Consider the following 18,624-nt stretch of genomic DNA (forward strand, 5'->3'; position numbering starts at 1 on the left):
CCCTGGTCATTCCTCCGCGACGGCCCGCAGGACGTCCACCCTGCTGGCGCGTCGAGCAGGCGCGACCGCCGCGAGCACACCCACGCCGATGGCGATCACGACGTACGCCGCCAGCGTCACGAGGGGTACGGCGACGGTCGTGATGCCCTGCTCGGAGAGCGATCGAGCGAGGCCGACACCGGCAGCGGCGCCGAGCGCGACACCGGTGACCGCGCCGAGCGTCGACATCAGCACCGACTCCCGGCGGATCGTCTGTCGCACCTGGCGGCGCGTCGCGCCGACCGCCCGCAGGACTCCGAGCTCGCGCGAGCGCTCCATCACCGACAGCACGAGCGTGTTCACCACGCCCAGGACGGCGACCACCACCGCGAGCAGGAGCAGTGCGGTCACGATGCCCAACAGCTGGTCCACCGAGTGCTGCGCCTTGCGGGTGATGTCCTGCGGCGTGTTGACCGTGACGTTCGGGTAGTCGGCCAGCGCCGCTCCGATGCGCTCCTTCGCCCGGTCGGGATCGAGACCCGGCGTCGTGAGGAGGATCGCCTGGTCCAGCCGTGACGTGACGTTCTGCTCGAAGTCGCTCAGCGTGATGACGTAGGTCGCGTTGATGAGGCTGCCCTTGTCGAACGTCCCCGCGACCCGGAACGGGCGTGGTCCGGTCTCGGGGAACGTGACCGTCACCGACTCTCCCGCAGAGACCCCGAGGTGGCGTGCCTGGGCGGTGCTCACCAGGATGCTGCCGGCGCGCAGGGCGTCGAGGCTGCCGCTGGCGATGCCGAGGTCGATCACCCGGTCGAGGCCGGCGGTGTCGACCGCCGTCACCAGCTGGTCGTCGCCGTTGATCTGGGCGCCCCACTCGCGGAGCTCGACGACGGCGTCCACGTCGGTGCGGGCGCGCAACAGGTCAGCGACCGACGAGCTGACTCCCATGCCCGCTCCCTCGGGCTCGAGGATCAGGTCGGACCGGTTGCCCCCGCTGACCGCGGCCGAGACGGAGTCCTTGAGCGACGCAGCGGTCACGGCGACCGCCGCGACGACGGTGAGCCCGATCGTGAGCGCCAGCGCGGTGGCCGCCGCACGGCGCGAGCTGCGGGCCACGTTCCGCGCGGCCATCCGCCACCCCGGTCTGCGAGCGTGGGCGACCACTGCGGCCAGCCCGCGCGCCAGGCTCGGGCCGACGAACACCAGGCCGAGGAAGGTCGTGAGGGTGGCGACCACCGTCCACCAGCGCTGGTCCCCTGCGACCGAGCACGCGGCGAGCATCAGGGCGCCGACCGCGAGGACCGACCAGCCCACCGCGTGGCGGATCCTCCCGGACCCACGGTTGACGGGCGCGGCGGTGCGCAGCGCCTCCATCGGCGCGATCCTCGCGGCCGACCACGCGGGCAGGACCGCCGCGAGACAGGTCACCACGACGCCCACCGAGAACGCCGCCACGACGGTGCGGGTCTCGATCGCCGGGGTGGTCGTCGGCAGGTCGACTCCGATCAGCTTCAGCAGCTGCCGGATGCCCGCCGCCAGCGCCACGCCCAGCCCGAGCCCGGCCGCGCTCGAGATCACGCCGACGACGACGGCCTCCAGGAGCACGCCGGTCAGGACCTGCCGGCGCGTGCCGCCCACTGCGCGCAGGAGGGCGACCTCGCGGCGCCGCTGGGCGACGAGCACGTTGAACGTGTTCCAGATGACGAACGAGCCGACCAACAGCGAGACTCCGGCGAAGACGAGCAGCACGGTGGTGAAGACCCCCATGGCGTCCCGGACGGCGTCGGTGCTGTCGGCCGCGACCTGCTCGCCGGTCTCGGCGCCGACGCCGTCGGGGAGGACCGAGGCGATCCGGTCCCGCAGGGTGCTGTCGCTGATGCCGTCAGCGCCGCGGACGTCGATCTCGTCGACCACGCCGGTCTTGCCCAGGACCGTCTGGGCGGTCGGCAGGTCGAACCCGGTCATCGTGGCGCCGAGGATGCTGTCGGTCTCACCGAACCCGACGATGCCGACCAGACGGAACGTGCGCCGCGCGTCCTCGAAGACCACGTCGACGTGGTCGCCGAGCGCGAGGCCGGCTCGCCGCACCGTGCGCGCGTCGACGACGATCTCGCCGAGACCGACGGGAGCGCGGCCCTCGCGGATGGTGGCCGCGCCGGAGAGCCGCCGGTCGACCGCGATGCTCGTGCCGAAGGTCGGCGCGCCCCCGGGCTGCACCGGCTGCCCGTGGGAATCGATCACCAGCGCGTAGCCGAACACCGATCCCTCGGCGACCTCGACACCGGGAACCGCACGCACCCGCGCCACGAGGCCCTCGTCCACGGGGCGCACCTGCCCACCCGTCGTCGTGAGGTCGGCGTCGTAGGCGCTCTCCGAGCGGACCACCACGTCGGTGCCGGCAGTCAGGCCGGCGTAGAGCTCGTCGAACGCCTTCGCCATGGTGTCGGACAGCACGAACGTGCCCGCCACGAACGCGACCCCGACGGCCACGGAGGCCATCGTGAGCAGCAGCCGGACCTTGCTGGCCAGCAGGTTGCGCAGGGAGAAGCGGAACATCTCAGCTCGCCAACCGTCCCATGACCTCCAGCACGCGGTCGCGGGTCGGAGCCTCGAGCTCCTCGACGACGCGACCGTCGACGAGGAACACGACGCTGTCGGCGTAGGCCGCCGCGCCCGGGTCGTGCGTCACCATCACCACGGTCTGGCCGAGGTCGTCGACCACCGACCGCAGGAAGCGCAGCAGCTCCGCCCCCGCCTTGGAGTCGAGGGCACCCGTCGGCTCGTCGGCGAACACGACGTCGGGCCGCGAGATGAGCGCTCGCCCGACGGCGACGCGCTGCTGCTGGCCTCCGGACAGCTCGGACGGACGGTGGCTCAGCCGGCCGCCCAGCGCGAGGTTGTCGACCACGGTCTGGAACCACTCCCGGTCCGGACGGCGGCCGGCGAGGTCGCACGGCAGCGTGATGTTCTCCTCGGCGCTCAGCGTCGGGAGCAGGTTGAACGACTGGAAGACGAAGCCGAGGCGGTCGCGGCGAAGCAAGGTCCGCTCCCGGTCGGACAGCGCGGCGAGGTCCGTGTCACCGATGAGGACCCGCCCCGAGGTCAGGGTGTCCAGCCCCGCCAGGCAGTGCATCAGCGTGGACTTGCCGGAGCCGGACGGACCCATGATGGCCGTGAACCGGCCCGCCGGCAGGTCGAGCGTCACGTCGTCGAGTGCGGTCACCGCCGTGTCGCCCGCGCCGTACACCTTGCAGGCGTCGACCGCTCGTACGGCGGGCGTCACCTCCCCCGAGCCCGTGGTCCGCGCTGGGCCGGTCGTCGGAGCCGACATCGGAGCTGGTGTGGTCCTCATGGCTTCCAGCCTCCGACGATCCCGGACGGGCAGCAGGGGCGAAGGTCCCGGCCTCTGCCTACCCCGGGTCCCGTACGCGCCGGGTGGGCCAAGGTCCCGGAGATGGCGGGACGCATGGCCGTGCTCACTGCGACGCGGGCGCCCGATGATCGATGTGGGACCACCGGGACGTGCTCGGCGCTGCCCGGTCCAACTGCCAGGAGGTCATCATGAAGGCGCTGACGTTCGAAGGCCCAGGCCGAAGGGTCTGGCACGAGATCCCCGATCCCGTCATCGGCGGACCCGAGGACGCGGTCGTCCGCGTCGATGCCGTGACGATCTGCGGGACCGATCTGCACATCCTCAAGGGCGACGTCCCGGAGGTGACGCCCGGTCGGGTGCTCGGTCACGAGGCCGTCGGCACCGTGCTCGAGGTCGGCGCCGCGGTCTCCGGATTCGTCCCCGGGGACCGGGTCCTGATCTCCTGCGTGGCCGGGTGCGGCCGCTGCCGCTACTGCCGCGAGAACCAGGACGGCCAGTGCCTCTCCGGAGGCGGCTGGACCCTCGGCCACCTGATCGACGGCACCCAGGCCGAGCAGGTCCGGGTCCCGTTCGCCGACCGGGCCCTGCACCGCCTGCCGAGCTCCGTCCCCGACGAGCAGGCGCTGCTCCTGGCCGACATCCTCCCCACCGCCTACGAGGTGGGCGTCCGCAACGGACGGGTGGTCCCGGGCTCGACCGTCGCCATCGTCGGAGCCGGCCCGATCGGCCTGGCGGCCATCCTGACGGCCCGCCTGCTGAGCCCGTCCCGCATCGTCGTGGTGGACCCGGCGGCCAGCCGACGTGAGGCGGCGGAGCGGCTCGGCGCCGACCTCGCCGTCGCTGACGCCGACGCCGCCCACGAGGCCGTGAAGACAGTCACCGACGGCCTGGGCTTCGACACCGTCATCGAGGCCGTCGGCATCCCGGAGACCTTCGAGCTCTGCGCAGACCTGGTCCGCGCGGGCGGCACGGTGGCCAACGTCGGCGTGCACGGTGCCCCGGCCACGCTGCACCTGGAGCGGCTCTGGATCAGCAACGTCACCATCACCACCGGGCTGGTCGACACCTCGTCGACACCGACCCTGCTCCGGCTCCTGGCCGACGGCCGGCTCGACACCTCGGGCCTGGTCACGCACCGGTTCGGACTGGACGAGATCCACGACGCGTACGACGTGTTCGGGCGGCCCCAGGAGAGCGGCGCCCTCAAGGTCGCGCTCTTCAACCAGTAGGCGGAGGCGTTCATGGCACCGACCTCGGTGTGGAGCGCCCTGGCAGTCGCGGTGCTGCTCACCGCGACGCTGACCTCGTGCTCCGGCTCGGACCCAGCGACATCCGCCGGGAGCTCACCCGCCGCCTCCTCGTCGGTCACCGTCGAGTACTCGCCCGGGCTGACCGAGGACATCTACCTGCCCGCAGACTCGAAGCGGGTGCCGTTGGTGGTGCTGATCCCGGGCGGCGGCTGGATGACGGCTGACCCGGCGGGACTCGCGAGTCTGGCTGCAGGGCTCGCAGAAGCCGGCGTGGCCGCGGCTCCCGCGCACATCCGGGCCTCCGACGACGGCGTCACCTACCCGGCACCGGTCGAGGACGTGCTCTGTGCGGTCGCCGCGGCGACCGAGCACCTCCGATCGGCTGGATACGCGCCCAGGCCCGTCGTGGTGCTGGGCCACTCCTCGGGCGCACACCTCGCCGCCCTCGCCGTGCTGGCGGTCGACGACTACGCGCCGACGTGCGACTCACCCGAGGTGCGACCGGACGCGTTGGTCGGCCTGAGCGGGCCCTACGACATCAGCCAGGTGCCCGACGTCGCTGCCGCCCTGCTGGGCAGCAGCCCGGACGAGGATCCCGGAGCCTGGGCCAGCGCGAACCCGGTCGCGCGGGCCGGTCTCCGTCCCGAGGTGCCGGTCCTCCTGCTCCACGGCGACGCCGACGAGCTGGTCCCGGTCGACCTCACCACCCAGTTCGCCGAGGCGCTGGACGCCGCCGGGCACCGCACGACCGTGGAGGTCGTCCCGGGCGCTGACCACGAGACGATCTACTCGGCCGAGGTGGCCGCCGACCGGATCACGAGGTGGCTGCGGTCGAGCGGCCCGTGGACATCGGCGTCCCGCAGCGCGACGCCCTGACCCCGGGCCGGTCGACCCAGCGGCGCTGCCGCTCACCTCACCAGCTCGCCGTGCTCCTCGGTGACGAGGGCGGGCGTCGGCCGTTCGTGTGTCGGCACCACGACCTCGACCGGGCAGTGCGCGGCGTGCAGGACCGTCCGCGCCGTGCTGCCCAGGTGCAGTGCCGCCGGCACGCCGTGCTCGCGGCGGACGATCACGAGGAGGTCCGCGGCTCGGGATGCCTCCACCAGCGCGTGACCCGCGTGGTCGTGCACGATGCGCACCTCGACCTCGACGTCGGGGTACGCCGTGCGCCCGTCGCGCAGCAGGGCCTCGACCTCGAGCGTCGCCTCGCGCCGCCAGCTCTCGGTGTCGACCCGAGCCTCGATGATGTCGTCGTAGGCGCTCGGGAGCTTCCAGGCGTGGACCACCACGAGCTTGGCGCCGGCGCGGCTCGCGGTCGCGAAGGCGACGGCGAGCAGCTCTGCGGCATGCTTCGGTGCCTTGACCCCGACGAGCACGACGCCGCGCCGCTCGGGCTCCCACGTGGCCGGCACCACCACGACGGGCACCTTCGCCCGCGCGGCTACGCCGGTCGCGAGGTCACCGCGCAGAAGCCGATGGCTCAGGGGACGTGCGTCCCGGCCCACCACCAGCAGCGCTGCGTGCTCTGCGGCTTCCGCGAGCCGCACCGAGCGGGTCCCGCAGCACAGCCGGCCCTCGACCCGCACGGTCGGGTCCGACGCCCGAGCCAGGGTGGCCGACTCCTGCAGGATGATCGTCCCGGTCTCCATCAGCTCGTCCGGGGTCAGGGGGAACATCGGCGAGACCGGCAGGTAGTCGGGCACGACGTGCACCAGCCTGAGCACGGCTTCTCGTGCGGCAGCCTCGGCAACCGCGTAGCGCACGGCTCCGAGGTTGTCCGACGAGCCGTCGACACCGACGACGACATGGGGGTTCTGCTTCTGGGTGGTCATGACGCCCTCCTCTGCACGGCGCGCTGAGCTGTCTGTCCCTCAACGGTCCCGCCGTGAGGGTCCCGCGCGGCAGGGCCGGCCGTCTGTCGCGGGCAGGCCGTTCGTCATCCGCGCCACGAACGCACCCCGCGGGGCTCAGTCGAGACGGACCCGCTCCCCGCGCCGCGGCACCACGGCCGTGATCCCGAGGTCGCGGTGGATCCGCTGGGCCAGCGCGTGCGACGCGTCGGCCTCGCCGTGGACGACGTACGCGACCTGCGGCGGCTCCGAGGCGGAGCCGAGCCAGGCGACGAGCTCGTCGGCGTCCGCGTGCACCGAGAAGGTGGCGTCATCCACGATCTCCGCACGCACCGGGACGTACCTGCCGTGGATCTTGACCTGCGGCGCGCCGTCGAGCAGCTGGCGGCCACGGGTCCCGACCGCCTGGTAGCCGGTCAGCACGACGCAGTTGCGGCGTTGCGGCAGCTGGTGCTTCAGGTGGTGGATCACCCGACCCCCGGTGGCCATCCCCGAGGCCGAGATGATGATGCAGGAGGTCCCGGGCCGGTTGAGGCGCATCGAGCCCTCGGCGTCGCGCACCTCGCGGACCCGCAGGGAGTCGACCGCGGTGAGGAGCTTCGCGGCGGCCGGTCGCAGCTCGGCTGATCCGGCGTGGATCGCGGCCCGGTAGACACGGAGCGTCGCGAGCGCCATCGGGCTGTCGACGAAGACCGGCACCCGCGGCACCGCGCCGGACTCCATCAGCTGGTGGATCTGGAGCAGCACCAGCTCGGTGCGGTCGACGGCGAACGCGGGGATCAGCACCGATCCGCCGCGACCGACGGTGCGCCGGACGGCCGCCGCCAAAACGTCCGCCGTCGGGGCGGGGTGGAGTCGGTCGCCGTACGTCGACTCGATCACCGCCGTCGACGCCGCGGTCGGCGGTGGCGGCGGGTTGAGCAACGGGTGGGTGGGGCGGCCGAGGTCACCGCTGAGCACGACCGTCGCACCGTCGACGTCGAGGTGCACGGTCGAGGAGCCCAGGATGTGCCCCGCCGGACGAAGGACGACCCGGGCGCCCGGCCCCGCCTCGACCTCCTCGCCGAACCCGACCGGCGCGATGAGCCGGAGGGTGCGCTCGACGTCGTCGACGTCGTACAACGGCAGCGCGGGCCGGTGCCGGGAGAACCCGCTGGCGTTGGCGAACCGGGCGTCCTCCTCCTGCAGGTGGGCGCTGTCGCGGAGCACGATCTCGACGAGCTCGGCCGTCTCGGGCGTGCACAGCACCCGGCCGCTGAACCCTTCCTTGACCAGCCGCGGCAGGTATCCGCAGTGGTCGAGGTGCGCGTGGCTGACGACGACCGCAGCGAGCTCCGACGCCGGCACCTCGGACGGCTCCCAGTTCAGGCGCCGCAGCGCGGAGGGCCCTTGGTACAGCCCCGCGTCCACCAGCAGGCGGCAGGCGTCGGACTCGACGAGGAACCGGCTCCCGGTGACGGTGCCGGCGGCGCCGAGGAAGGTGAGCACCGGCCTCCGGTGCGTCCGTGGCACAGGGCGCGCCGCCCTGGTGTCGTCCATCCGTGCCTCCCTTCGCGGAGCGGGCGCCGATGCGCGTGGTGGCTCTAGTGGTGCCCGCTCCGGGCGTGCTGGCGGGCGGCGATGATGGCCGCCTGCGTGCGGCTCTCGACGCCGAGCTTGCTGAGCATCGTGGACACGTAGTTCTTGACGGTCTTCTCCGCCAGCGAGAGCCGCTCGGCGATCTGACGGTTCGTCATGCCCTCGCCGACGAGGTCGAGGATCTGGTGCTCCTTGGGTGTCAGGTGCCTGGTCACCGGGTCCTCGGGCGGGCCGCTGCGCAGTCGGCTCAGCACCTGGGCGGTGACCGCGGGATCCAGCATCGACTGCCCGGCGGCGACGCGGCGCACGGTCGTCACGAGGTCGTCGCCCTTGATCTGCTTCAGCACGTAGCCGGCGGCCCCGGCCATGATCGCCGCGAACAGCGCCTCGTCCTCGTCGTACGACGTCAGGATCAGGACGGCGATGGTGGGGTCGACGGAGCGGACCTGGCGACAGACGTCGACCCCGGAGCCGTCGGGGAGACGACAGTCGAGGACGGCGACGTCGGGACGCAGCGCGGGGATGCGATGCGCCGCCTCCCGCGCGAGACCGGACTCGCCCGCAACCTCGATGTCGCCCTCGGCCTCGAGGAGGTCGCGGATCCCCCGGCGGACCAGCTCGTGGTCGTCGAGCAGGTAGACCGTGATCGGTCGCGGGTCAGGACGACCCGGTTCGGCGTACCGCTCCCACATACATCGACGGTAGGCGTTCCTGGCCCGCGGCGCCGCGGGCGATGGCCCTCCGCGTCCCGGGACCTTGGTCCCGTCCGTGGGGAGCGATCGTGACCTTCGCCCCTGCCGGCCGCGGCTCGCCCGACCGACGATGGCAGGGCAGACGAGCAGAGCTGCGTCAAGGAGGTCGCGAGCACCATGACCACCACCGCGGCCCGATCAGCCGCCCCGACTGCGCGAGGACCCTGGACTCCCGGTCGCCTGGTCGGCACCGTCGCCGCCTCCGCCCTCCTGCTGATCGGGGCGCTGCTCGTCGTGGCCGGGGTCGCGGTCGGCGTCGGCTCGGGCGTGCTCCGAGACGACGACGGGCTCTACCGCACCAGTGCCACGACGTGGCGCAGCCCCGGGTACGCCGTCCGCTCCGAGGACGTCTACCTCCACCGCGCACCGATGATGCCCGGCTCGCCCGGCCGGATGATGGGCAGGGTCGAGGTCAGCGCCGTCTCCACCGACGGGAGGGCGGTTTTCGTCGGAGTCGCGCGAGCGGCCGACGTGCACCGCTACCTCCAGGGGGTCGCCGGGTCGACGGTCGCGGACCCGTGGGGAGCCGCCTCCGCGTCGACCCGCGACACCGTGGGCGGGCCACCGGGCCTGCTACCGACCGAGGCGTCGTTCTGGGTCACGTCCGCCTCCGGTCCCGGCACCCGGGTCCTGTCCTGGACGCCCGGGTCCGGACGCTGGTGCGTCGTCGTGATGAACGCCGATGGGTCGGCACCTGTCTCGGCCGACGTCACCGTCGCGGCGGAGCTCCCGTTCGTGGACGGAGCCGCGACGACGCTCCTCGTGTCGGGCGTCGCCCTCGTCGCCGTGGCGGCGATCGGCCTGCTGCTCGCGATCCCGCCGACGCGACGACCGCCCGGCGATCAGGAGTAGCGAGCCGCGCTGCGCCTCAGCCCTCGTCGACGACGTCGCGACCGTCGGCGGTCAGCGGGTGCTCGTCGATCGCCTCGACGGCCTCGGTGATCTCCGGCTCGGCGGCGGGACGGCGGTCGAGGTGGATGCCGGCGATCATGCAGCGCACGGAGCCGCCCGCCAGCTCGATCGTCGGGATGTCGACCGCCACGATCGTGCAGGACTTCTCGATCTCGGCGACCTGGTCGGGGCGCAGGCTGCGGTGCGCGCTGGCGGACATCGCCATGATGTAGTTGCGGCGGCCGTCCGAGGTGCGCCCGCACAGCTCGACGGCGTTGCCGGCGAACTGGCGGACCTGCTCCTCGGTGAGCTCGACGACCGTGCGGCCGTTGACGGTCAGCCGCTCGCGCACCTGCTCGCGGCGCTGCTTGTCGGGGATCAGGTCGAGCGCGAACAGGGCGACGTCGGTGCCCACGCAGCCCATGACGTTGGTGTGGTAGACCGGCACGCCGTCGTGGTCGACGGCGTCGAACGCCATCGGCTCGTAGCCGAAGTCGGTGCAGAAGCGCTCGAGCACGTGCGTGTCGGCGCGGTGGCTGCGCGCGGCGTACGCGACCCGGGAGACGTGGTCGAGGACCATCGCGCCGGTGCCCTCGAGGAAGATGCCGTCGGGCTCGAGGCCGGAGTAGTCGATGATCGTCTGCACGCGGTACTCCGACTTGAGCATCTCGAGCACGTCGGCGCGGCGCTCGTGGCGCCGGTTGGAGGCGTACATCGGGTAGACCGCGACGTTGCCGCCGGCGTGGGTGGAGAGCCAGTTGTTCGGGAAGACGCTGTCGGGCCGGGTGTGGTCCTCGTCGGAGAACACGTGCACGCGGACGCCGGCCGCGCGCAGGGCGTCGGCGACCGCGTCCATCTCGGCCAGGGCCTTCACAGCGGTGGCGTCGTCGGACTGACCGGCCGGGACGTCGCCCTGGAAGGCGTTGTCGGCGGCGGTCGCCGGGTTGGGCTTGAATCGCTCGGCGCGGATCAGGATGACCGCGGAAGGGGCCTGGGCACTCACAACAGATGAATGTAAGCCCTCATCGGCGCGCGGACGGCATCGACGCCGGCCCCGGCCGTCACCTCCCCGCGGCGTCCGATATCGACGTGATCCACGCCTGGTGGGTGCTGGCGTTCTTGGTGATCGCGAGCAGCTCGTCCATGTGCGGCTCGAGACCGGTCACCTTGTCGAGCGGGACGCCGACGATCAGCTGGAACCCGAGTCCCCGCCACGCCTGCACCGCGCGGCCGGCGAACTCCGAGTCCGCCTTGACGAAGCCCTCGTCGAGGAAGACCGGCGCGAAGCGCGGCCGCGACCGCATCTCGTCCCCGAGCCGGAAGCGGAGCGCGGACCCGACGATGAAGGCCACCAGCTCCTGGCTCTCGCCGCCGCTCTTCTCGCCGAGGGTGCGGTACGTCGCGCGCAGCTCACCCGTGAGGTGGTCGTAGCGCTCGGCGCTGATCTCGACGTGGCGCCGCACGTCGAGCAGGCGGTCGCGGTCGGTGAGCGCGGCCGCGGCGTCGCCCACCTGGCTGGGCCTGCGCAGCTGCTGCATGAAGCGGCTGAGCTCGGCGAAGCGCTTCTCCAGCGCCTCCTCCCCCAGGTCGGTCGTCGAGCCGGACGAGAGCGCCCGCAGGTCCTTCATGAACACCTGGACATGCGCCGGGCTCAGCCGCCGCAGCCGGATCCGCAGCCGGTCGCCGGAGGCGCCGAACTCCAGGCGTCGCAGGATCGCGTTGATCGGCTCGAGCCGGTCCTCGATCTCCTCGACCGACGCGGCCATCGCCCCCACGAGCGGAACCAGGTCCTGGCCGCTCCACTCGGTGAGCCGGCGTCGCCACTCGGCGCGCCGGTCGGCGAGGCCCTTGCCGCGGATCTCGTCGAGGATCCGGGCGTAGTCGGGGTAGGAGTCGACGGTGGCACCGAGGTTGGGCGAGTCCCACTGGAACTTGTAGACCCGGAAGATCTGCGTCAGGTCCTCGTCGACCCGCCGGATCTCGGCGTCGGCGTCGGCGACCGCGTCGCGCAGACGCTCGGCCAGCCGGTGCGAGGTCTCCGGGAACCGGTCGAGGTCGTCGGGGTCCGCCGGGGCGGCGGCCGCCGCGAAGTCGGCCGCCAGCGCGGCCTCCTGCTGCTCGGTGACGGCGACCCTGCCGGTGGCCTCCATCGCCTGCAGCCGGTCCTTGACCAGGTCCTCGGAGTCGACGAGCTCGGTGTGCGCGGCCTTGAGGTCGCGCTGCCGCTGCTCGACGCCGTAGCGGGCCCGGCGGGTCTCCTCCAGCCGAGCCGCGAGGTCCTCGATCTGGGTCTCCAGCGCGTGCAGCTGGTCGTCGGAGCCGAGGATCTCGGCGCGGCGCTGCTCGAGGTCGGCGAGCCGGCGGTCGCTGCCGTCGACGTCGAGGTCGTCGAAGCGGGCGGTGGCGACCGCGTCGTACGACGCCTTCTGCTGCTCCAGCACCCGCGACCGCCGGTCGAGCTCGGCGATGTCGGCGGCGATCTCCTCGAGCTGCCGCTCCAGGCCGTCTGCCTCGGCGTCGAGCTCGGCGATCGCGTCGGCGTTGGAGAAGCCGATGATGCTCCGCGCGTCGTTGCGGCCGTGCGCTCCGCGGCGGCCGTTGCGGGTCTGACCCGCGAGCGTGACCCGGAAGCCCGGCCCGGCCAGTCCGCCGGCGGTCTCGACGCAGAGCGCGTTGCGGCCGGGCTCGTCGAGGTGCGCCTGCACCCAGCCGCTGAACGGCGAGTCCTGGAAGACCAGCTTGCCCGCGACCCGCTCCGGGTCGGCCGGGCCGAGGTCGGGCAGACCGAGCTCCGCGCCCTCGAAGGTGAGCCGGCCCCGCAGCTGCAGGCCGTCGATCGCGCGGGAGAACTCGTCCAGCCGGTCGAGCGGCACCAGCAGCGTGCGGGCGGTGGCCCCGAGCACGGTCTCGATCGCCGTGCGCCAGCGGGTCTCCTCCGGTGCCACGTCGATCAGTTCGGCCACGAACGGCAGCTCGTCGAGGCCGAGCCCGCTGGCGGCGGCGACCTCGGCGCGCAGCTCGTGCATGCGGGCCGGCACCCGGCCGGAGCGGCTCTCGAGCGACGCCCGCTCGCGGCGCAGCTCGGCGCGCCGCTCGCTCAGCGGGAACTGGCGGCGCAGGGCGGCGTCGCGCTCCTGCCGGATCCGCTCCTGGTCGCGCTGCCAGCCGGCCAGCCACTGCCGGGCGTGCAGCTGAAGCACAGCGAAGGCCTCCGCAGACATCAGCGCGGCGTCGACGTCGGGCGCCTGGGCGTCGGTCGCGTCGATCAGCGGGAGCATCCGCTCCTGCAGGACGGTGCGCCGCTCGAGGCGGTCGTCCCGCACCACCTGCTCCTGCTCGAGCGACAGGGCAAGCGCCTGCAGCGTCGAGCCACCCGCCGCGCGGTGCGCCTCCTTCGCCGCCTCGAGGTCCGTCTGCAGCGCCCGTTCCGCCGACGCCGCCGCGGTGAGCTCGTCGGCCGCCGCCGCGCGGTCGTTGCGGTTGGCAGTCACCGCGGCCTCGATCAGCCGCAGGTGGGTCCGGAGCAGCCACAGCCGCAGCGGGGTGTCACCGGCCAGCGTCACGCCGTAGGAGTCGAGCTCGGCGAGTCGGCGGGTCGCCGCCGTCTTGCGCTCGTGGAGCTCGCCGATCGGCTCGAGGAGCTCGAGCTTCTGCTCCTCGGTGCGCATCGCCGAGTGCGCGGTGTCGAGGTCGTCGAAGTGCTCGATGGCGCGGTCGGCGGCGGCGTACGTCGCCGGCCGCTCCAGCACCATGTCCTTGTAGAGCTCGTCGACGCTGCGCACCTGGTTGCCGGCCTGGATCCGGGCGAGCAGCCGCAGCGCCTTCGCGCCGTCGCCGTTGGCGCCGATGCCGAGCCGTGCATGCAGGACCGCCGAGAACTCGGCGTAGGTGCGGTGCACGCGGATGCCCGGGAAGAGCTTCTTGAGCGTGTTGGCGTGGAACCGCTCGGGCACCGCGACCTCGAGCGCGTCGAGGGCCAGCGCGCCCTCGTGCGTCGCGAGCTGCATCTGCACCTCGCTGGAGCGGGCCGCCCGCCGCGGGACGTAGTAGGTGCGCAGGGCGGTGAAGCGGCCGCCCTGGTCGTTGACGAACGTCATCGCGATCGCGCCCCAGGTGTCGGAGCCCTTGCCGCGCAGCAGCTTCTCGACCGGCCGGCCGGTGCGCGGGTCGTCGACCACGTCGACGGCGCCGCGCAGGTAGGACAGCAGGTTGCGCTGCCCGACGCCGCGGGCGCGGCCGGCGACGGCGTCGTTGGAGGCGCCGTTGAACTTGGTGTCCGACGGCATCATCAGCGCGGTGTAGGCGTCGAGGATCGTGCTCTTGCCGACCCCGGAGGCCCCGGAGATCATCGTCGCGTCGCCCCGCAGCGGCACGGTCGTCAGGCCGCCGAAGCCGCCCCAGTTGACCAGCTGCAGGAGCGCCGCGCGCCACTGCACGGTGTCGTCGGCCGGCGTGTCCACCACCTGCTGCTCGAAGAGCCCGTCGGAGGCGACCTGCTCGATCTCGTCGATGGACATGGTCAGCTCTCCTCGTCGAACAGGTCGGCGGGCTCGTCGCTCTCGGGCGGTACGTCGGTCGCGTTGGCGGCCTGCAGCGCCTCGAGCAGCTCCTGGAGCAGCTCGAGCGGGATCAGCGACTCCACGGCCTCGCTGACCTCGAAGCGCTCCTCGGTGCTGGTGGCGATGAGCAGCCCGGCCTTGGCGATGCTCGCGACGGCGTTGCGGGCACGCTTCTCGTCGCCCGCGACGTCGGTCGCGTGCCGCGGCCGGAAGCTCGCGACGTAGCCGACGAGGTCCTCGCGGTCGATGAAGACCCGGGTGTCACCCCCGGCGAGGCCGGACCGCAGCCGGTCGCGCAGGTGGACGAGCACGAGCGTCTCCTCGCGCGACCACGCGGCGTCGTAGAGCATCGTCGGGAAGCGCGCGCTGCCCTCCGCGACGGCCTGGCGCTTCCACGCGACCTCCCGGACCCGGTCGACCTGCAGGTCGAGGAAGAGCTCGTTGAGACGCGACCGCAGCAGTCGCTCGTGCTCCACCAGCACCCGCCAGTCGCGAGGGTGCGTGCGCGCACTGATGAAGCGCTGCTTGAGCAGGGTGACGAGCGCGTGCCGCTGGGCGTACTCGAGTCCGCCCTCGTCGCCCTCGAAGAGCGAGACGCCCTGGCTCTCGAGCTCGTCGGCGTACTCGACCTCGGCCTCGATCTCGACGCTCATGCGATCTCCTCCGGCAGGTCTGGGTCGGGCAGCGGGGTGCGGGGGACGGCGAACGTGCGCCGGGTGCCGTCGGGCCGGACGGCGGCGAAGGACTCGACCGCGTCCTCGGCCCGCCAGTCGCGGTCGGCGGCGAGGTGCAGCAGGCCGAAGATCTCCACCGGGCGGCGCAGCGACGGCTCGAAGTCGTCGAAGAGGGTGCCGAGCGAGCTCGCCGGCAGCAGCGACTCCAGCGCCGCGTCGAGCCGCTCGCGCAGCGTGGCCAGCTTGGGGCCGCCCTGGGCGACCAGGTCGGCGAGCGAGACCGGCGGCGCCTCGTCGGGGTCGGGGGTGCTGATCCGCTCGGGCAGCACGTCGTCGGCGGGGTCGTAGAAGCGCTCGCGCAGGTGGTCGACGCCGACCCGCGCCGGCAGCAGGGGTACGTCGTGCGTGGCGCGGGGGCCGGTGGTCGCCATCCAGGTCATCAGCTCCGACTCCACCTGGCGCAGCGTCTGCTCGAGCTCGCGGTCGCGGGCGGCGTCGTGGGAGACGATGTACTCCTTCAACGTGGCCGTCACGCGCGAGCGCTGGGCGAGCACCCGGTCGAGACCGTCGCGCACCAGCCGCACCGTGCCGCGCAGCTCGGCGCGCTCGGCGTCGCTGAGGATGCCGTCGGAGAGCGGGTGCTCGAGCAGCGCGGCGAGGTCCTCGCGCAGCTGGGTGACCAGCGCGTCGTCTCGCAGCAGCGTGAACGCGCCCTCGAACGCCCGTCCCTCGTGGGTCGCGGTCATCAGCGCGTCGGCGCGGGCGAGGTAGTCGTCGATCACCTCGCCGGCCGGCCGGTCCTCGGCGCGGAACGCCGCGAGGATCTCGGTGCGGATCGTGGCGAACCGCTCCTCGACCCGGGCGAAGTCGCTCGGCAGCGCCGAGATCAGCGAGAGCAGCTCGGTGAAGCCCTCGAGCATGTAGTCCTCGGTCGCGCTCACCAGGTCGGCGCCGTCGACCAGCCGGTCGCGCTCGGCCTGAAGCCGGGCGATCTCCTCGTTGAGGATCGTGACCCGGGCGGACCGGTCCGGGTTGGCCTCGGAGTTGAACCGGCGCACCGTGCCCAGGATCGTCGCGATCCGGTGCTCGCTGAGCGTGGCCCGGTCGCGGGCGAGGTTCTTGACCAGCTCCAGCGCCTGCTGGGCGTGGGAGGTGAGGGCGTAGACCTCGTGCCCGCCCTCGTCGAGCGAGCGCACCAGCCACTGGCCGCGCATCCAGCGCTGGCAGATCTCGCGGCCGGTGCCGACCGGCACCTCCGACTCCCCCGCCCGCCTGATCGCGGCGAGGTGCTCCTCGACCTGCGTGTGTAGCCGCGCGGTCGGGATCGGCCGGTTGTTGCGACCGAACGCCGCGCGGAAGATCGTGATGACGACCGGCGCCTGACGCTGGTGGAGCAGGGTCAGCGTCGGCTGCCCGAACGCCCCCTTGACCCGGGCCAGCTCGCCCGCGATCTCGCTCACTCCACCCTCCCCGCTCTCGGCTGCAGTGGGCAAGCATCGCAAAGGGCACCGGCGGCGCGGCCAGGGCCCCCGGCACGGGCCGCGACGTACCGTTGGCGTCGATGACACTCCACTACCCCGAGCTGGCCGAGCGGGTCCGCAGCCAGCGCGAGCTCCAGCCCGCGATGTACGGCGACCTCGACCTGACGCGCACGCCGTACCGCTTCACGGTCGACCCCGCGGTGCGCTCGTCGCTGCCGAGGTGGGTCGGCGGCCGGGAGGAGCTGCTCGAGGACGACGCGACCGTCGAGCTGATGCGCACCGCCACCATGCTCGGCGACGTCGTCGCGGACCCGTACGCCGCGCTGGTCGACACCTACGGCACGAAGCGGCTGATCGAGATGCTGACGCGGGCCTGTCGCGAGGGCGTCGACGCCGTGCCCGACGCTCCCGAGGAGCTGCGCACGTTCATCGCGGCGATGGAGGTCCGGCCCGACTGGCTCGACATGGACCTCGTCGAGGAGGGCGCCCGGCTCTCGCGGGTCAGCGCGGCCTTCCTGGCGCCGTACCTCACCCGGGGCGCCTTCCTCGCGACGTTCATCAACACCTACGCCGCACTGCCGATGGCGCTGACCGGCGCGCTCTCCGACAAGCGCGCGGCCCGCCGGGTGACGGAGACGACGAGCTTCTTCGCCGTCACGACCCTGCCCGGCGCGCTCGACCGGCACGGCATCGGGTTCGAGACCACCGCGCACGTGCGGCTGATGCACTCCGTGGTGCGCTTCAACGCGCTGAAGCGGTCGGCGAAGTGGGACCAGGACGTCTACGGCGTGCCGGTGCCGCAGGTCGACCAGATGCCGGCCGGGATGATCAACATCTACATCCTCGCCGCCGGCGCGGTGCGGGCCGGCCGGACGGAGTGGACGGCGCGCGAGCGCGCGATCCACGAGTTCGTGCGCTACCGCTGCTTCCTCATGGGGCTGCCCGAGGACCTCCTGCCCAGCGACCCGGCGGGCATCGTGCGGGTCTTCCACGCCCGCGCGGCCACCCTGCGCCACGACTTCGACGACGCCATCTGCGGCGAGCTCGTGCGCTCGACGCTCGCGGCCTACCTGCGACCCGGGCACACCTGGCACGACCGGGTCGCCGACCGCGTCGAGAAGGCGTGGAGCAAGACGTTCTTCACGCGCAGCTTCGGGCGCGGCGACGGCGCCTCCGCCGCCATGGGCGTCGAGCTGGACCGGCTCGACCGGGCGCTCGTGCTCGCCACCACGCCGTACGTCCTCGGGCGCTTCGCGCTGATGGTCCGGGCCAGCAACATCGCGCCGCTGCAGGGGTGGGCCGACGCCACGACCCTCCGCGTGCTGCGCAAGTACCTGGCGACGTACGGCGTCGATGAGGCCATGACCGAGGCGCACGGTCACATCGCGCACTGATCGGGCATGCCGGACCGCCGCTCGGGGCACCTGCGTCAGATGATCCGAGTAGCCCTGTCCAACGACTACGAGATCGCGCTCCTCGGACTCGCCGCGATGCTCGCCCAGCACCCCGACCGGGTGCAGATCGTCGACCTGACGACCGAGACCGACATGTCGCACGACCCGGACCTGGTCCTGTTCGACACCTTCGGGCGGTTGCCGGAGGAGGACGCGAAGCTGCGGCAGGTGATCGAGTCCAACGACGCCAAGGTCGTCGTCTACAGCTGGGACGACTACCCCGAGGAAGCGGCCCGCCGCCAGGGCGCGGCGGGCTACCTGAGCAAGAGCCTGAGCTCCGCCGACCTGGTGGCCGGCATCGTCGCGATCCACGAGGGCCGTCAGCCGACCGCGCCCACGGACGACGGCGACGCGGAGCTCACCTGGCCCGGCCAGGTGCACGGGCTGTCCGCCCGGGAGGCCGAGATGCTGACCTTCATCGTCCGCGGGCTGCGCAACGAGGAGATCGCCCGGCGCGCCTACCTCAGCATCAACACCGTCAAGACCTACATCCGCACCGCCTATCGCAAGATCGGCGTGACCAACCGCGCCCAGGCCGTCGCGTGGGGCTTCCGCAACGGCTTCGGCTCGACCGACGAGACCGGCGTCTGAGCCGTCCCCTCACAGCGGCCTGCGGGTCCGCTGGGGTGGGCCGCCGCAAGGCAGCAAAGCGGGTGAGGTCGGCGGCGGGTTGCCGCCGCTTCCCGGGTCTCCGGCCGCGTCGGTGGTTGAGGAAGGCGCGCTAGCGCCTGTCTCGAAACCATCACCGCTGACAGTGGCTTGCGGGTCGCTTGAGGTTGGCCG

At 72.9% G+C, this 18,624-nt stretch carries 14 protein-coding genes; 5 read left to right on the forward strand and 9 right to left on the reverse strand.

Translation table 11 applies throughout. The features are described 5' to 3' along the window. Positions 1-6: 6 nt before the first annotated feature. Together HZF07_RS05880 and HZF07_RS05885 are read right to left on the reverse strand one after the other, a co-directional pair. Complete coding sequence (locus tag HZF07_RS05880) at positions 7-2,535, reverse strand: ABC transporter permease (protein WP_157340183.1); 2,529 nt, start codon at positions 2,533-2,535, stop codon at positions 7-9. Between the two features lies 1 nt (position 2,536). Then, positions 2,537-3,331, reverse strand: a complete 795-nt coding sequence (locus HZF07_RS05885; RefSeq protein ID WP_220131829.1) for an ABC transporter ATP-binding protein — start codon at positions 3,329-3,331, stop codon at positions 2,537-2,539. Between the two features lie 152 nt (positions 3,332-3,483). On the opposite strand from HZF07_RS05885, the gene HZF07_RS05890 reads away from it, so the two are divergent. Continuing rightward, positions 3,484-4,581: an alcohol dehydrogenase catalytic domain-containing protein gene (locus HZF07_RS05890; protein ID WP_220131830.1), complete on the forward strand. Its 1,098-nt coding sequence runs from the start codon at positions 3,484-3,486 to the stop codon at positions 4,579-4,581. A gap of 12 nt (positions 4,582-4,593) precedes the next feature. After that, a complete protein-coding gene (locus tag HZF07_RS05895; RefSeq protein WP_157340184.1) occupies positions 4,594-5,478 on the forward strand; it encodes an alpha/beta hydrolase in 885 nt (294 codons plus the stop codon). A 32-nt stretch (positions 5,479-5,510) separates the two neighbouring features. On the opposite strand, the gene HZF07_RS05900 is transcribed toward HZF07_RS05895, so the two are convergent. The 3 genes from HZF07_RS05900 to HZF07_RS05910 all read right to left on the reverse strand — a co-directional run bounded on the left by HZF07_RS05900 (position 5,511) and on the right by HZF07_RS05910 (position 8,722). Then, positions 5,511-6,434 (reverse strand): universal stress protein, encoded by a 924-nt coding sequence (locus HZF07_RS05900; protein ID WP_157340185.1) that lies wholly within the window; start codon positions 6,432-6,434, stop codon positions 5,511-5,513. Between the two features lie 135 nt (positions 6,435-6,569). Then, positions 6,570-7,991 (reverse strand): MBL fold metallo-hydrolase RNA specificity domain-containing protein, encoded by a 1,422-nt coding sequence (locus HZF07_RS05905; protein WP_157340186.1) that lies wholly within the window; start codon positions 7,989-7,991, stop codon positions 6,570-6,572. A gap of 44 nt (positions 7,992-8,035) precedes the next feature. Continuing rightward, positions 8,036-8,722 carry a response regulator gene (locus HZF07_RS05910; RefSeq protein ID WP_157340187.1) on the reverse strand — a complete coding sequence of 229 codons (687 nt, stop codon included), beginning with the start codon at positions 8,720-8,722 and terminating at the stop codon, positions 8,036-8,038. A gap of 177 nt (positions 8,723-8,899) precedes the next feature. On the opposite strand from HZF07_RS05910, the gene HZF07_RS05915 reads away from it, so the two are divergent. Beyond that, positions 8,900-9,634, forward strand: coding sequence for a hypothetical protein (locus HZF07_RS05915; protein WP_157340188.1), 735 nt, complete (start codon positions 8,900-8,902; stop codon positions 9,632-9,634). A 16-nt stretch (positions 9,635-9,650) separates the two neighbouring features. Here HZF07_RS05915 and ctlX read toward each other — a convergent pair whose 3' ends face one another. The 4 genes from ctlX to HZF07_RS05935 are packed head-to-tail and all read right to left on the reverse strand — an operon-like array spanning position 9,651 to position 16,366. Then, on the reverse strand, positions 9,651-10,676 hold the full coding sequence (ctlX, locus tag HZF07_RS05920) for a citrulline utilization hydrolase CtlX (RefSeq protein ID WP_181644852.1): 1,026 nt from the start codon (positions 10,674-10,676) through the stop codon (positions 9,651-9,653). A 58-nt stretch (positions 10,677-10,734) separates the two neighbouring features. After that, entirely contained in the window at positions 10,735-14,190 is a 3,456-nt protein-coding gene (locus tag HZF07_RS05925; RefSeq protein WP_157340189.1) for an ATP-binding protein, read from the reverse strand. 2 nt (positions 14,191-14,192) lie between these two features. Further along, a complete protein-coding gene (locus HZF07_RS05930; protein WP_157340190.1) occupies positions 14,193-14,885 on the reverse strand; it encodes a DUF4194 domain-containing protein in 693 nt (230 codons plus the stop codon). Next, complete coding sequence (locus HZF07_RS05935; protein ID WP_181644853.1) at positions 14,882-16,366, reverse strand: DUF3375 domain-containing protein; 1,485 nt, start codon at positions 16,364-16,366, stop codon at positions 14,882-14,884. The genes HZF07_RS05930 and HZF07_RS05935 overlap by 4 nt, the downstream gene beginning before the upstream one ends. Before the next feature lie 101 nt (positions 16,367-16,467). Here HZF07_RS05935 and HZF07_RS05940 point away from each other — a divergent pair, with 101 nt between their 5' ends. Continuing rightward, complete coding sequence (locus tag HZF07_RS05940; RefSeq protein WP_157340192.1) at positions 16,468-17,781, forward strand: oxygenase MpaB family protein; 1,314 nt, start codon at positions 16,468-16,470, stop codon at positions 17,779-17,781. A gap of 6 nt (positions 17,782-17,787) precedes the next feature. Then, positions 17,788-18,432, forward strand: a complete 645-nt coding sequence (locus HZF07_RS05945) for a response regulator transcription factor (protein ID WP_232523017.1) — start codon at positions 17,788-17,790, stop codon at positions 18,430-18,432. Positions 18,433-18,624 lie beyond the last annotated feature (192 nt).

Source organism: Nocardioides agri, assembly GCF_013778305.1.
Classification (GTDB): domain Bacteria; phylum Actinomycetota; class Actinomycetes; order Propionibacteriales; family Nocardioidaceae; genus Nocardioides; species Nocardioides agri.

What these genes read in the sequence shown, in the direction of transcription:
- HZF07_RS05880 (WP_157340183.1), bottom strand. Translation starts at nt 2,535, where the DNA reads ATGTTCCGCTTCTCCCTGCGCAACCTGCTGGCCAGCAAGGTCCGGCTG.
- HZF07_RS05885 (WP_220131829.1), bottom strand. Translation starts at nt 3,331, where the DNA reads ATGAGGACCACACCAGCTCCGATGTCGGCTCCGACGACCGGCCCAGCG.
- HZF07_RS05890 (WP_220131830.1), top strand. Translation starts at nt 3,484, where the DNA reads ATGTGGGACCACCGGGACGTGCTCGGCGCTGCCCGGTCCAACTGCCAG.
- HZF07_RS05895 (WP_157340184.1), top strand. Translation starts at nt 4,594, where the DNA reads ATGGCACCGACCTCGGTGTGGAGCGCCCTGGCAGTCGCGGTGCTGCTC.
- HZF07_RS05900 (WP_157340185.1), bottom strand. Translation starts at nt 6,434, where the DNA reads ATGACCACCCAGAAGCAGAACCCCCATGTCGTCGTCGGTGTCGACGGC.
- HZF07_RS05905 (WP_157340186.1), bottom strand. Translation starts at nt 7,991, where the DNA reads ATGGACGACACCAGGGCGGCGCGCCCTGTGCCACGGACGCACCGGAGG.
- HZF07_RS05910 (WP_157340187.1), bottom strand. Translation starts at nt 8,722, where the DNA reads ATGTGGGAGCGGTACGCCGAACCGGGTCGTCCTGACCCGCGACCGATC.
- HZF07_RS05915 (WP_157340188.1), top strand. Translation starts at nt 8,900, where the DNA reads ATGACCACCACCGCGGCCCGATCAGCCGCCCCGACTGCGCGAGGACCC.
- HZF07_RS05925 (WP_157340189.1), bottom strand. Translation starts at nt 14,190, where the DNA reads ATGTCCATCGACGAGATCGAGCAGGTCGCCTCCGACGGGCTCTTCGAG.
- HZF07_RS05930 (WP_157340190.1), bottom strand. Translation starts at nt 14,885, where the DNA reads ATGAGCGTCGAGATCGAGGCCGAGGTCGAGTACGCCGACGAGCTCGAG.
- HZF07_RS05940 (WP_157340192.1), top strand. Translation starts at nt 16,468, where the DNA reads ATGACACTCCACTACCCCGAGCTGGCCGAGCGGGTCCGCAGCCAGCGC.
- HZF07_RS05945 (WP_232523017.1), top strand. Translation starts at nt 17,788, where the DNA reads ATGCCGGACCGCCGCTCGGGGCACCTGCGTCAGATGATCCGAGTAGCC.